Source organism: Rahnella sp. PAMC25559, assembly GCF_050632365.1.
Classification (GTDB): Bacteria; Pseudomonadota; Gammaproteobacteria; order Enterobacterales; family Enterobacteriaceae; genus Rahnella; species Rahnella rivi.
Map to the genome: position 1 here is coordinate 714,407 of NZ_CP192543.1, position 13,053 is coordinate 727,459.

General features: G+C 53.2%; 12 protein-coding genes. 7 read left to right on the top strand and 5 right to left on the bottom strand.

Annotated elements, in window-relative coordinates:
* The first annotated feature begins 11 nt into the window (after nt 1–11).
* From ACQZQY_RS04640 to yiiM, 5 genes are all read left to right on the top strand, one after another.
* Nucleotides 12–1,322, top strand: a complete 1,311-nt coding sequence (locus ACQZQY_RS04640; protein ID WP_431296696.1) for an AAA family ATPase — start codon at nt 12–14, stop codon at nt 1,320–1,322.
* An 11-nt stretch (nt 1,323–1,333) separates the two neighbouring features.
* Nucleotides 1,334–1,915, top strand: a complete 582-nt coding sequence (locus ACQZQY_RS04645; RefSeq protein WP_431296697.1) for a hypothetical protein — start codon at nt 1,334–1,336, stop codon at nt 1,913–1,915.
* A gap of 212 nt (nt 1,916–2,127) precedes the next feature.
* Nucleotides 2,128–2,748: a superoxide dismutase [Mn] gene (gene sodA, locus ACQZQY_RS04650; protein ID WP_056775847.1), complete on the top strand. Its 621-nt coding sequence runs from the start codon at nt 2,128–2,130 to the stop codon at nt 2,746–2,748.
* A 277-nt stretch (nt 2,749–3,025) separates the two neighbouring features.
* On the top strand, nt 3,026–4,969 hold the full coding sequence (locus ACQZQY_RS04655) for a methyl-accepting chemotaxis protein (RefSeq protein WP_217204209.1): 1,944 nt from the start codon (nt 3,026–3,028) through the stop codon (nt 4,967–4,969).
* A 115-nt stretch (nt 4,970–5,084) separates the two neighbouring features.
* Complete coding sequence (yiiM, locus tag ACQZQY_RS04660) at nt 5,085–5,765, top strand: 6-hydroxyaminopurine reductase (protein WP_056775851.1); 681 nt, start codon at nt 5,085–5,087, stop codon at nt 5,763–5,765.
* Between the two features lie 47 nt (nt 5,766–5,812).
* Here the strand turns inward: yiiM and ACQZQY_RS04665 are convergent, their stop codons facing one another.
* Nucleotides 5,813–6,172: a YibL family ribosome-associated protein gene (locus ACQZQY_RS04665; RefSeq protein ID WP_431296698.1), complete on the bottom strand. Its 360-nt coding sequence runs from the start codon at nt 6,170–6,172 to the stop codon at nt 5,813–5,815.
* A 165-nt stretch (nt 6,173–6,337) separates the two neighbouring features.
* On the opposite strand from ACQZQY_RS04665, the gene ACQZQY_RS04670 reads away from it, so the two are divergent.
* Complete coding sequence (locus tag ACQZQY_RS04670) at nt 6,338–6,760, top strand: hypothetical protein (protein WP_390973700.1); 423 nt, start codon at nt 6,338–6,340, stop codon at nt 6,758–6,760.
* Here the strand turns inward: ACQZQY_RS04670 and ACQZQY_RS04675 are convergent.
* Entirely contained in the window at nt 6,729–8,222 is a 1,494-nt protein-coding gene (locus tag ACQZQY_RS04675) for a PLP-dependent aminotransferase family protein (RefSeq protein ID WP_056775858.1), read from the bottom strand. The genes ACQZQY_RS04670 and ACQZQY_RS04675 overlap by 32 nt on opposite strands.
* A 144-nt stretch (nt 8,223–8,366) precedes the next feature.
* Here ACQZQY_RS04675 and ACQZQY_RS04680 point away from each other — a divergent pair, with 144 nt between their 5' ends.
* Entirely contained in the window at nt 8,367–8,975 is a 609-nt protein-coding gene (locus ACQZQY_RS04680; protein WP_056777169.1) for a LysE family translocator, read from the top strand.
* Nucleotides 8,976–8,980: 5 nt separating this feature from the next.
* Here ACQZQY_RS04680 and ACQZQY_RS04685 read toward each other — a convergent pair whose 3' ends face one another.
* The 3 genes from ACQZQY_RS04685 to ACQZQY_RS04695 all read right to left on the bottom strand — a co-directional run bounded on the left by ACQZQY_RS04685 (nt 8,981) and on the right by ACQZQY_RS04695 (nt 12,850).
* Nucleotides 8,981–9,529, bottom strand: coding sequence for an MltR family transcriptional regulator (locus ACQZQY_RS04685; RefSeq protein WP_056775860.1), 549 nt, complete (start codon nt 9,527–9,529; stop codon nt 8,981–8,983).
* A 136-nt stretch (nt 9,530–9,665) separates the two neighbouring features.
* Entirely contained in the window at nt 9,666–10,814 is a 1,149-nt protein-coding gene (locus ACQZQY_RS04690; RefSeq protein WP_056775862.1) for a mannitol-1-phosphate 5-dehydrogenase, read from the bottom strand.
* A 122-nt stretch (nt 10,815–10,936) separates the two neighbouring features.
* Nucleotides 10,937–12,850, bottom strand: a complete 1,914-nt coding sequence (locus ACQZQY_RS04695) for a PTS mannitol transporter subunit IICBA (protein ID WP_136376891.1) — start codon at nt 12,848–12,850, stop codon at nt 10,937–10,939.
* Between the last annotated feature and the right edge of the window lie 203 nt (nt 12,851–13,053).

Below are 13,053 nucleotides of genomic sequence, written 5' to 3' on the forward strand. Positions count from 1 at the left end.
AAGGAAATCAAATGCGGCAGCCGTACCGTCTGGAAAGCATAACTCTCAGGGATGTGGGCGTATTTGAGAATACGCGCTTTGATTTCCCACCGATTAAAAGCGCAGAAGCCGATGCTGAAAAAGCAGAGATTCATATCTTCACCGGCCCGAATGGCTGCGGGAAAAGTACGCTGCTGTATGCGCTTGCGGCGGTGTTTGAAACCCCTATAGACAAAAATACGGTCAGCCTTGTGCAAGGACGTTTTAAAAATGAATTGAGTTTGATCACGTATAAGTTCAATGAAAATGTAGGTGCTTTAACAAATCATCCAAATAATTTTTTCCCCGAAAAAGGTATCAATCCCAAAGTTACAGCAGATGTTTGGGAATACCACCTTCAGACCACTTTAGGTCCGACAACCTGTCTTGAGTTTGGTGTTTTTGCATATTCAGGCCAATCTAGCTCAGCTGAAAAATTCGACGTCTCTGTCATTGAAGAAATTACAGATTCTCCTTTCGTAAACGCCTTGTCCTTCAATGCTACCGTGCGCCCCAAAACCATTGCTCAATGGATTGCTCTTAACCGCTCAAATGCGGCGTTAGCTCTACAAGATGGCGCACTGGAAGAAATCACAAGATATGACCTTGCACTTGAGCGCATCTCTGCCTTTATCAAATCGGTCTGCGATCTGGATGTTTCATTCCGTTTAGAACGCAATCCACGCACAGTATCGCTGATCATTGATGGTGAAATTGTTCCGTTCAATGTCTTACCCGATGGACTGAAATCCATCATCGGCTGGATCTCCGATCTCGCTCTGCGTCTCGAAGCCATCCCGTGGAAAGAAAGTCGCGATATCTTCTCTCAGCCAATCATCTTATTCCTCGATGAAGTGGATATTCATCTTCATCCTAAATGGCAGCGCCGTATTCTTCCGGCGATTCAGAAACTGCTGCCCAACGCACAGGTGTTTGTTTCCACTCACTCCCCGTTTGTTGTGGGCTCTGTAGAAGATGCCTGGGTTTATCGCCTGCCAGATCCGCAACGACTTGTGTGCCGCGATCCGCATATTAGCGAGGTGATTGAACCGATGGAGTCAGCGGGCGGGAAGAGTTATTCGGTAATTTTAGAAGAAGTGTTCGAAGTGAAAGAACAGTTTGACATCGAAACTGAAAAACAGCTGAAACATTTTTATCAGTTGCGCAATGCCTATCTTAAAGATCCTCAGGACATCCGCGCACTGAAAGCCTGCGCGGAAAAACTGAGTGAAATAAGTGAAGAAGTCGACGCCATTATCTTGATGGAAATGCGCCAGATTGCACGGCTGACTAAAGCAAAATAAGGACTTTTTGCATGTACACATTTATCAGGGATGTTTCCCCAGCCTGTCTGGCTTTGCGCTGGGAAGAGTGGACAGAACGCTATTGTTCTGAGGACAAAAACTTTCGGTGGTATTCGCGAAAATGCTATGAAAAAGTCCGTCAGAAATTATTCGATGCGAGCCTTCAACATTGTGCGTTCTGTGACGGACTGACCGGCGCCGAAAGTCGTCAGACAATTGAACATTTCAAGCCCAAAGAACGTCATGCCTTTCCTGAACTGGCTTTCCACTGGCCAAATCTTTATCCGTGTTGCGACCAGTGCCAGAGTCAAAAAGGAAACCAATATGATCCGGCATTGCTCAGCCCTGATGAGCTCGAATATCATTTTGATGATTATTTCGTCGCAAATTATCTGACAGGCGAAATTGAAATTTCTCCTCTTGCCAGCACTGAAAACTGTCACAGAGCGCGTGTTACTCTTGAACTATACGGATTGAACCTGGGGATTCGTACTGCCCGGCGTAGGCGTGAAGCGCAATCCTTTGAGCGCAGAAACCCTGAAACAGAACTCTTAGATGATTTCAGTTATCGCTATTTCCTCAGGAACAACTGAATCCTCCGCTAAGCACACCGTGCCTTTAGACAATTTAGGATTGTTTGCGGTTATCTGGTTCTAAGCCCCGTATAACAGGCGCTTACGAGTACCCGCACAAAGGGTGGAGCATAGATAATCATTTTCAATATCATTTAATTAACTATAATGATCCGACTGATTACGCGGTGCTCACAATGACGGTGCCGCCCTACACTATGGAGACGATGAACATGAGTTATTCACTGCCATCACTGCCTTACGCATACGACGCACTCGAGCCGCATTTCGACAAAGAGACGATGGAAATCCATCACTCTAAACACCACCAGGCTTACGTGAACAACGCGAACGCTGCACTGGAAAGCCTGCCAGAACTGGCAAAACTTTCTGTTGAAGAGCTGATCGCAAACCTGGACAAAGTCCCTGCGGATAAGAAAGTTGCACTGCGTAACAACGCAGGTGGCCACGCTAACCACAGCCTGTTCTGGAAAGGCCTCAAAACCGGCACCACCCTGCAGGGCGAACTGAAATCTGCTATCGAACGCGATTTCGGCAGCGTTGACGCTTTCAAAGAAACGTTTGAAAAAGCAGCAACCACTCGTTTCGGCTCCGGCTGGGCGTGGCTGGTTCTGAAAGACGGCAAACTGGCCGTTGTTTCTACTGCTAACCAGGACAGCCCGCTGATGGGCGAAGCCGTTTCCGGCGCATCCGGTTATCCGCTGCTGGGTCTGGACGTTTGGGAACACGCTTACTACCTGAAATATCAGAACAAACGCCCTGACTACATCAAAGCTTTCTGGGATGTAGTGAACTGGGACGAAGCTGCAAAACGTCTGGCTGAAGCGAAGTAATTTCGCCCTGCCGCCCTTAACGGGCACGATGTTTTCGCCAATGGCGGGTCTGTGACCCGCCTTTTTTATGCCCTGCTTATTCTGCTAAAAACGTTACTCTGATCACTGTTTTACAGCGAATTATCCGCCTGGTTTCCCCCCTTTTCAGACACCGCCCGCATTAATCAAAAATACACCGCAGATCCTATAAAGTTTACCGCCAAGCCTACCGATAGATTCTTCACAAAGGCGTAACAAAACCGCCAACTTTGGCAGGGATGTTTTACGGAGAACGATTATGGGTAACGGCACGGGTCTTTCGCAGTGGATGAATAATCTCAGAGTCGGTACGAAACTGGGTCTGGGGTTTGGGTTAGTGTTAGTGATCGCCGCCGTGATCACCGTGGCGGGCATGGTCAAATTAAATGACATCAGCCAGCGCGCTGAAAAAGTGGATTTCAGTAATCAGATGAATGCGTTACTGAATGACGCCCGCCTGAGCCGCACGCTGTATCAGCTGAAATATGAACCGACGTATCTCCAGCAAAATCAGGAGAAAATCGACGCACTTTCGCAGCTGATCGCTCAGTCAAAAGGCAAGCTTGAATGGGACGCCACCAGCCAGGCAAATCTCGATCAGGTACCGGTAAAAATCCGCGAATATCAGCAGGCACAAAACGCCTTTAAACAGGCCGTTGACAGAAAAGACGCCGTGCGTGCCAGCTGGAATCTTTCCGAAACCGAAGCCGTGGTAACACGTTTGCAGGATCAGTTGCGCGTGGAAGATGCCGATCCGTCAATCCGTCTGTCTCTGGCAGAAGTGGTTCAGAAGCTTATCAGCGTGCGTTATTACGTGCGCGGCCTGCTGCTCAACATGGATAAAGAATCCGAAGCCACGCTGCTCAAAGCCATTGATGAAACCCAGGCAAATGCGAAAAAACTGAATGCCCTGTTACTGCCCAACCAGCAGGCCACTCTGGCTCCGCTGATGAGTGCGCTGGCGAATTATAAAAGCCACGTCGTCGCTTATATGCCCGCGTATGAAGATGAGCAGAAGAACTCGCAGTTGCTGTCGGTCAAAGCCAGTGAGATGAATACGCTGGTGGCAAAAATCTTCAAAAATGAACTGGCGAACACGCACCTCGATATCAGCCGCGCACAAATGATGATGATGGTGATCACGCTCATCGTCCTGCTGGCCGGTATTCTGATCGCATGGCGCATTACCCGCCAGATCACCCAGCCGCTGCGCGATACGCTGAAGACCGCCGAGCTGATTGCCAAGGGCGATTTGACGGCAGCCCATCCGACGGCGCGCCGCGACGAACTGGGTATGCTGATGAATGCGGTGTCGGCGATGAGCCAGAATCTCAGCACCATGATTTATGAGATCCGCTCGGGTGTGACGCAGGTTTCCCACGCTGCCGCAGAAATCGCGGCGGGGAATACCGATTTGTCTTCCCGTACGGAACAACAGGCAGCCGCCGTGGAAGAAACGGCAGCCAGTATGGAACAGCTGAGCGCAACGGTGAAACAGAATGCCGATAACGCCCATCACGCCAGCAAACTCGCCAGTGAAGCGTCCGGTACCGCCACGCTCGGCGGCAAACAGGTCAGCGACGTGGTCGATACCATGCAGCAGATTTCCGGCAGTTCTAAGCGCATTGCCGAAATTACGTCGGTCATCAACGGTATTGCCTTCCAGACCAACATTCTTGCGCTGAACGCCGCAGTAGAAGCTGCGCGCGCCGGAGAGCAGGGGCGCGGATTCTCGGTCGTGGCTTCTGAAGTCCGTACGCTGGCACAACGCAGTGCGCAGGCCGCGAAGGAAATTGAAGGGCTGATTGCTGAGTCGGTTGAGCGTGTGAATACCGGCGCAAAGCTGGTGGAAAACACCGGCCGCACCATGCAGGACATCGTGAAATCGGTTTCTCACGTGCGCGATATTATGGGTGAGATTGCCTCGGCGTCTGACGAGCAAAGCCGGGGTATCGCGCAGATATCACAGGCGATTGTCGAGATGGACAGCACCACCCAGCAGAACGCCGCGCTGGTTGAGCAATCCTCTGCCGCCGCCGATTCGCTTGAGGATCAGGCTGCCACGCTGACGCAGGCGGTATCCGTATTCCGTCTCGCTGATAACCGCAACATGCAGCACGCACCTGCCGCCAATGCCCTGCGTCGCCCGACGTTACCGCCGGTGCAGAATAAATCCAGCCAGGAAAACTGGGAAACGTTCTGATATTCCCTTTCATCCGGCGTGCGTCTCCCCGACAGCGCGCCGGATGATTCTTCCTACTCACACCCTCTAATGCAGGTTATGCTGAGCTCAACGACTGATGAGTGGCGGAGACCTTATGCATTATCCCGACGTTTATATTGGTGCTATTGAGCAGTATCCCGGCTATTCCCCCAGCGCGATTGCCAAACGTCAGGTCAACGGCGGCATGGCATTAACGTCGCTGGGTCTGGAAGGCGATCAGCAGGCTGAAACGTCTTACCACGGGGGCACTGACCGCGCGCTGTGCCACTTTCCCCGCGAGCATTACGCCTGGCTGCGTCAGCAATTTCCCGAGGATGAAGAGCGCTTTCATCCGCCCGCGTTCGGCGAGAACCTTTCCACGCTGGGCATGACGGAAGAAAATGTCTTTATCGGCGATATTTTTCGCTGGGGCGACGCGCTGATTCAGGTTACGCAACCCCGCTCGCCCTGCTACAAGCTGAACCATTTTTTCGACTGCAAAAATCTGTCGCCGTTACTGCAAGACAGCGGCCGCTGCGGCTGGTTGTATCGCGTCGTGGCGACCGGAAATGTCAGTGGCGACAGGCCTCTGGAACTGATGACCCGCAACAGCGAGGTGTCGGTCGCTGAAGCGATTTCCATCGCATTTTCTATGCCGTTCGATGAAGAACAGTATCGTCGTCTGATGTCTGCTGCGGGGATTTCGGCCAGCTGGAGCAAAACGATGCAAATGCGGCTGATTAATCGCAAGATTGAGGATTTTGGACGCAGATTGTTTGGTGCGCAAGGGAAGTGATTTATAGCACCCTCCCCTGTGAAAAAAGGGGGAGGGTTGGCGTGACATTAAAATTCTTTTTTGGCGAATCCGGTCACGACTTTCAGGCCCATTTCGCGGCCCAGTGCAGTCATCGGGTGAACCACCACGACACCGCGTACGGTTTTCTTCAGCGTGCCCATATCAGCCTGTTCTTTCTTGGTGATTTCACGGCTGAACAGCTTTTCCAGTTTCTGCGCTTCGGTGCTGAGTTTTTTCACACGCACATCTTTCAGACGCGCAATCTCGGCGGCCAGCTTTTCTTTCTCTTCTTCATGTTTGGCAATCAGCTCAGAATTCCCCTGCTGAATAACGGCCGGGTCTTTGTGATTCAGTGCATCAAGCATGTCGCTGAGACGCTTGATCTCGGCTTTTTCAATTTCTTTCATGGTGACCAATTCGTGTAGTGAACAATTGGGGTAAGTGTAACAGCCCGATGCGCGAGATGCTCGATTTGTGGGGCATACATTTTCCTCTTAATACTTTCAGGATGTTTGCATCGGCATATCAGATTAAGGTGTGCGCCATCATTCTACCTCATGGAAAGAGACATCATGAACCCAACATTCAGCCGCGATCACCGTCTGGAAATGCATTTAAACAACGGCATGTTCAATGGAAAACCGCTTTATATTCATTACACGTCTGCGCAAACCTTCCCCCAGATTATCAACAGCCGTTGTTTTATGGCCCGGCCAAATTATGACCGGCGCGGCGTCGCGGCCAAACCGGGTATCTATCTTGTGCGTAGCATACATGCCTTCAATGCCGAGAAAGCGTTTCAGCAACTGTTTCTCGGCGAAGCTAAATACCGCGACAGCGCTAAGTTCTGCTTCCTCTTTACCTTCAACAGCGATCCCCATTTAACCGGGCATCCTGTTTCTGCCGGAAGCAGCGTTGAAGAACTGATCCATCCCGGAAACATCAGTTTTTCAAAAATTAATATTATTTATCAGGGAATGAATCCGTTCCTGTGACTTCCAGCCCCGGCGGCAAACCGCACATCTCACAGGCGCGCTGACCAATGCGGATCATCGCCGAAATATAACGTGTGTCGAAGACATAGCAGCAGGATAACCGCAGGCCGTTGATATAACGCCCGCTCGGCGAATAGAGTTGCCCCGGCGTCATGCAGATTTTATCTTCCAGCAGTTGGCGGAATAAGGTTACGCAATTCACGCCAGGCGGGAAATCCACCCAAATAACAAAACCGCCCGACGGTTGCGTCGCACGCGTTCCCTGTGGGAAATGCTGAGCAATCAGCGCGCGTGCCTGCTCGACCTGTGAGGCATAGCGCCGGCGTAAGGCGCGCAGGTGATGGTCGTAACCGCCGGATTCGAGAAATGCCGTCAGCGTTTGCGAGAGCAGCGCAGATTCAGCCATCGACGACACCGCTTTCAGCTTGTGCAGCTTCGCGGCGAAACGCCCTCCTTCCATCCAGCCGATACGAAAATCCGGCGCCAGCGTTTTCGTAAAACTGGTGCAGAACAGGATCCAGCCATCGCGATCAAAGGATTTCACCGCCGGAGAGAGCGTCGCGCCGAACTGAATTTCCGCGTATAACCCGTCTTCTATCAGCGGTACCTGATGATCGTTCATCATCCGCGCCAGCCGTTTTTTCGCGGCGAGCGGCATGGTAAAGCCCAGCGGATTTTGCGCCGTCGGCATGGCGATCACCGCGTTCAGGCGCTTTTCGGTGAGCAGCATGTCGAGGACATCCAGCGAAAGGCCCGTTTGCGGATCGGTCGGGATTTCCACCGCTTTCAGGCCGAGGCTGGCAAGCAACGGCAGCAGATAAAAATAGGTCGGCGTTTCCAGCCCCACGCTGTCGCCCGGCTTGGTGGTGACGCGCAGCGCCAGCTGTAACGCTTCCATACAGCCGTGGGTAATGGTGATGTCGGTCGGTTCTAATATCATACCCAGCGTCAGCGCACGGCGGGCAATTTGCTGTCGCAGCGGCGGATGCCCCGGCGGCAGCGCATATTGGCCGATCAGATTGGGCTGACGGCGCAGCAAAGACGACATAATGCGCCCCAGTTTTCCGCCAGGATAAAAGTCATTGGATTGCGGGCAGGCCAGCGAAAGATTGGTGTACGTCGGGTCAATTTGCGCGGCGAACACTTTGTCGATCAAATCCAGCACTTCATCTGCCGGTTCGGCGGCAGGCGTCTGCGGCTGTACGTGCGGCGCAGGGTTCAGCCCCGGCAACGCGGCGCGAACATAGAATCCGGACTGCGGCCTCGCCTCGATAAACCCGCGATCTTCCAGCCGCCGGTACGCCGCAACCACCGTATTGATGCTGACCGACCAGGTTTGCGCGCTGCGCCGCACGGAAGGCAAACGGCTGCCCGGTGCGAGCGTGCCACGGCGGATGGCGTCCGCCAGTTGTTCCGCCAGCTGGTTGTAACGGGTGTCGCTGAAATCCGCGGTGTCAGTCATGGTGTCAGTTCCGTGAAAAGTGATGGGCACAGTGTGTATTTATGCAATCTGTAACCCTGACAATAGCGTATTTCTGGCTCTGTTACCTTTGCTGTTCACTGTTTACTCTGGTTATCTGGAAAACAGGGGATGCAGGAACATAAAATGATCGATACCGCTTTTGTCAGTTACGTCACCGTGATGTCTATTACGCCCGGCCCGAACAATCTGTTGCTGGCGGCCTCCGGGGTGAATTTCGGGCTGCGTCGCAGCCTGCCCATGATGGTCGGTATCACGCTGGGCTGCGTGGTGCAGTGCGCGCTGATGACCTCCATGCTGGCGATCTTACTCAGCTGGATGAACGCGGTACGCCTGCCGATGGCGGCCGTGGGTTGCGCCTATCTTTTCTGGCTGTCGTGGAAAATTTACCGTTCAGGTTCGCCAAAAGAAGGCGAAAAACAACAGCCGATGAACCTGCTCAGCGGCGCGTTATTTCAGGCGGTGAACCCGAAGGCCTGGCTGATGGCAACCAACGTGGCGATTCTGTTCACGCCGCCGGACGGCAATATGCTGCATCATACGCTGCTGATTTGTGTCGGCTTCGCGCTGATCAATCTGCCGTGCATTCTGGTGTGGGTGGTGATGGGTGACAGGTTACGCCAGGCGTTACGTGTGGAATGGAAGCTGAAAATGTTCAATACGATCATGGGCGGCATGATGGCCTTAACCGCGCTGTGGTTGCTGGTGGGCGAAGTGCGCCATGCCATGATCTGAGGAAATTACTTCTGAACGGGCGAAAGTCTTGAGGGCTGCTGATTACTGATATGGGCGATAAGCCCGGTGACAGAAAGCACCATGGTTGAGCGGACGATTTGCTGGTAACGCTGGCGTTGCATAGCGATCAGCGATTCGTCGGCTTCGCCCGGTTTCAGGAACGTGGGGGCGGGCGGCAGTTCCGTCACACAGTGCAATTCCCCAAACGGACCGAGTATTTCATCATCGGTAAAACGGTACTCTTCGCCGTCGTAATTCAGCTCTTCACGCAGCGCCATCAGTAATTCCGCATCTTCATACTCATGACGGCTGATCACCCCCAGCGCGTAAATCAGTTTAAGACGCACGGAGAGATCGCCCAGCGGGCCGGTGCCGGTCAGCAGGGGTTCAACGGCGTATTTCACCGCGTAATCGTCCTTACGGAAAACCTGCACCACCAGAATATCCAGCGCTTCGGCCAGCAACTCTACGGAGGTCATCAAAAAGCTGCGTACGGTTTTACCCGCATTGAGCTTCTCAAGAACACGGTTTTCAAATGCCTGAGCTTTTTCCATTGGGCTTTCTTGCGATAAAGAACGGATACTTTTAACGCCCTTGGCGTCATCCCTGAAACGCACGTGTCGGGCAGTCACTGCCTGCCCGACAGGGCTTTCTTTGCCTGGTATTGGCGAAATCAAAACGAACGCAGTATTAGTGCATGGATTCGTAGATTTTTACTGCTTCGGCGACCACTTCGCCCTCTTCCGGCAGCCCGGAAATCTGAGCAAGGGCAGCTTTCGGCCCCACTTTCTCCAGCAATTCGGTCAGCTCTTTCGCCTGCGGATCCTGCTCGCTGCGGTAACGCATCGCAGCGGCAATCCCGATAACCAGGTTATTGTGTGGCAGGCGATATTCCTGCGTGCCCAGCAACGGTTTGATCAGACGATCGCCCGCGCTCAGTTTACGCAGTGGCTGACGGCCAACGCGCTCCACGTCATCGTGCAGATACGGATTTTCAAAACGAGTCAGAATTTTTTCGATGTAAGCGAAGTGTTTTTCCGGGTCAAAACCGTAACGGCGGATCAGCACTTCACCGCTTTCTTCCATCGCACCGCGCACAATCAGACGCACTTTCTCATCCAGAATGGCATCACGAATCGTCGCATGACCTGCCTGCTGACCGAGGTATGCAGTAATGGCATGCCCGGTGTTGAGCGTGAACAGTTTACGTTCGACGAACGCCATCAGGTTGTCGGTCAGTTCCATACCGCCGATGTCCGGCAATGCACCTTTGAACTGGGTTTTATCGACAATCCATTCACTGAAGGTTTCCACCGTCACTTCCAGCGGATCGGTGGTGCCGGCTGCGGCTGGCGGAACGATGCGGTCTACAGCGGAATCGACAAAGCCGATATGCGCTTCCACCCAGGCTTTTTCTTCTTCCGGCAACGCATTGAAGACGTGCTGTTTGAACTGGCTGGTACCGCGCACCATGTTTTCACAGGCGATGATGTTCAGCGGCTTTTCGTTGCCCTGCTGGTGACGCAGCACCAGACCTTTAGCGACGTTTGGCGCGATTTTTTCCAGCACGGTCGGGCCGACGGCGGTGGTCATCAGGTCAACTTCAGCGATCAGATTAATCGCCTCCTGGCCGGCGCTGTTAACTGCGCTGACGTTGCTGACCGGCTCAACGGTGGCCTGTTCGCCGACCACGTGTACGTCATAACCTTTACGGCTGTTCAGCGCGTCCAGCAGCACGGGGCTGACATCGGCAAAGGTCAGTTCGATACCGGCATCTGCCAGCAATTTACCGATAAAACCGCGGCCAATGTTACCTGCGCCAAAATGTAGTGCTTTCATAATATTTCCTTCAAATCGGGGGCTATAAGTAGGTAAAGCTGGGGAGCCGCCCGGCTCCGAATCAACAAGCGGGTCTCGTAAGACCCGCTGAGTGACGCTCTGTGACTGCTTTTACTTAAGGCTTAACCGCGCAGAATGCTCAGCACTTCTTCAACGCTGGTGGTGTTTGCCAGACGGTCGATGACGCCATCTTCGTCGAGCGCAGTGGTCAGTTTGGTGATCACGTTGATGTGCTCATTATTGCGTGCGGCGATACCGATAACCAGACGCGCGGCATCATCTTCATCATCGCCCCAGCGGATACCCGCCGGATACTGGCAGAACACGATGCCGGTTTTCAGTACGCGATCTTTCGCTTCGATGGTGCCGTGTGGTACCGCGATAGATTCGCCCAGATACGTGGAGGTCAGTTGCTCACGGGCCAGCATCGCTTCAACATATTCTGCCTGAACATACCCGCCTTTCACCAGTTGCTCACCGGCAAAGCGAATCGCTTCTTCTTTTGTGGTCGCCTGCAGGCCGAGGAAGATGTTGCTTTCGCTCATGCGGAACAGGTTTTCGTTGTCATGGTCAGCAACGATGCTGTCGCCGAGCGTGGTGGTCACTTTCTCTTTGTACTGACTGGCTTTGTTCACTTCTACCAGACGGGAAGTCAGATCAGTGTACAGGCCGCTGTCGAGGAAGTTGGTCAGCGAAATGTGCTGAGCGTGCGGCACCTGACGCATAGCGCGTTCAGTCAGGTCACGGTGGGTAATCACCAGATCCACGTCATCAGGTAAATTGTTGATGGCGCTGTTGGTGACGCTGATATTGGTCAGCCCCGCATCCTGCACTTTTTTGCGCAGCACGCCGGCACCCATTGCGCTGGAACCCATACCGGCGTCACAGGCTACGATGATTTTACGTACGGTAGACAAGTCGCCCGCTACGCCAGTCGCTGAAGGTTTGCCGCCTTTAGATTCGGCTTTCATGTCCTGCATGCGACGGGTCGCTTCGTCCAGATCGTCACCGTCTTTCGCTTTGGTGGTTTTCAGCAGCAGCGCAGAAACCACGAAGGATACCGCAAAGGCTGCCACGATCGCCGCGATGTTGGCGAAGTACGCGCCTTTTGGCGTCATCGCCAGAACCGCCAGAATAGAACCCGGAGATGCCGGAGAAACAAGACCGCCGTTCAGCAGCGTCAGGGTGAACACGCCAGTCATACCGCCCAGGATAACCGCCAGCAGCAGACGTGGATTCATCAGAACGTATGGGAAATAAATTTCGTGGATACCACCCAGGAAGTGGATGATTGCCGCGCCGCCAGCAGATTGCTTCGCGCTGCCACGACCGAAGAACATGTACGCCATCAGGACGCCCATACCCGGACCTGGGTTCGCTTCGATCAGGAAGAAGATAGATTTACCGGTTTCAGTCGCCTGCTGGATACCCAGCGGAGAGAAGATACCGTGGTTGATCGCGTTGTTGAGGAACAGAATTTTCGCCGGTTCAACAAAGATAGAGGCCAGTGGCAACAGGTTATGAATAACCATGATGTGCACGCCGGCAGCCAACACTTTAGAGAGAGCTTCTACCAGCGGACCGATCGCCAGGAAGGCGAGGATTGCCAGCAGCATACCGATAATACCGGCTGAGAAGTTGTTAACCAGCATCTCAAAGCCGCTTTTGATTTTACCGTCAACCCAACGGTCAAAGCGTTTGATACACCAGCCGCCCAGCGGGCCACCAATCATCGCACCGAGGAACATCGGCATATCCGCACCGACGATCACACCCATCACGGTGATTGCACCGACCACACCACCGCGATCACCGCCAACCAGACGACCACCGGTGTAACCGATGAGCAGTGGCAGGAGATAGGTGATCATCGGGCCAACCAGTTTCGCTAGCGTCTCATTTGGGATCCAGCCGGTTGGAATGAACAGAGCCGTAATGATACCCCAGGCGATAAACGCGCCGATGTTGGGCATTACCATGTTACTCAGGAAGCGACCAAAGTTTTGAACTTTGATCTTAACGTCTGGTGAAAACATAAAACGCACCCCTATTGATACGCGCTGACAATAGAGCGCGTGATATCAGTTAATTATCGGTGACGGTTAATTCGGTTTTTGTGCCACTGCTTTAAAAATCCGTCCGTCGAATTGCTGTCTGCGAGGCGGACTCTACCACGTGATTATAGGCCCCGCGTACCCACCCGACATCCCGTGATGCAGATCACACGTATACCCTCACC

Coding starts and splice junctions, on each gene's coding strand:
- ACQZQY_RS04640 (WP_431296696.1), top strand. CDS start 12: ATGCGGCAGCCGTACCGTCTGGAAAGCATAACTCTCAGGGATGTGGGC.
- ACQZQY_RS04645 (WP_431296697.1), top strand. CDS start 1,334: ATGTACACATTTATCAGGGATGTTTCCCCAGCCTGTCTGGCTTTGCGC.
- sodA (WP_056775847.1), top strand. CDS start 2,128: ATGAGTTATTCACTGCCATCACTGCCTTACGCATACGACGCACTCGAG.
- ACQZQY_RS04655 (WP_217204209.1), top strand. CDS start 3,026: ATGGGTAACGGCACGGGTCTTTCGCAGTGGATGAATAATCTCAGAGTC.
- yiiM (WP_056775851.1), top strand. CDS start 5,085: ATGCATTATCCCGACGTTTATATTGGTGCTATTGAGCAGTATCCCGGC.
- ACQZQY_RS04665 (WP_431296698.1), bottom strand. CDS start 6,172: ATGAAAGAAATTGAAAAAGCCGAGATCAAGCGTCTCAGCGACATGCTT.
- ACQZQY_RS04670 (WP_390973700.1), top strand. CDS start 6,338: ATGAACCCAACATTCAGCCGCGATCACCGTCTGGAAATGCATTTAAAC.
- ACQZQY_RS04675 (WP_056775858.1), bottom strand. CDS start 8,222: ATGACTGACACCGCGGATTTCAGCGACACCCGTTACAACCAGCTGGCG.
- ACQZQY_RS04680 (WP_056777169.1), top strand. CDS start 8,367: ATGATCGATACCGCTTTTGTCAGTTACGTCACCGTGATGTCTATTACG.
- ACQZQY_RS04685 (WP_056775860.1), bottom strand. CDS start 9,529: ATGGAAAAAGCTCAGGCATTTGAAAACCGTGTTCTTGAGAAGCTCAAT.
- ACQZQY_RS04690 (WP_056775862.1), bottom strand. CDS start 10,814: ATGAAAGCACTACATTTTGGCGCAGGTAACATTGGCCGCGGTTTTATC.
- ACQZQY_RS04695 (WP_136376891.1), bottom strand. CDS start 12,850: ATGTTTTCACCAGACGTTAAGATCAAAGTTCAAAACTTTGGTCGCTTC.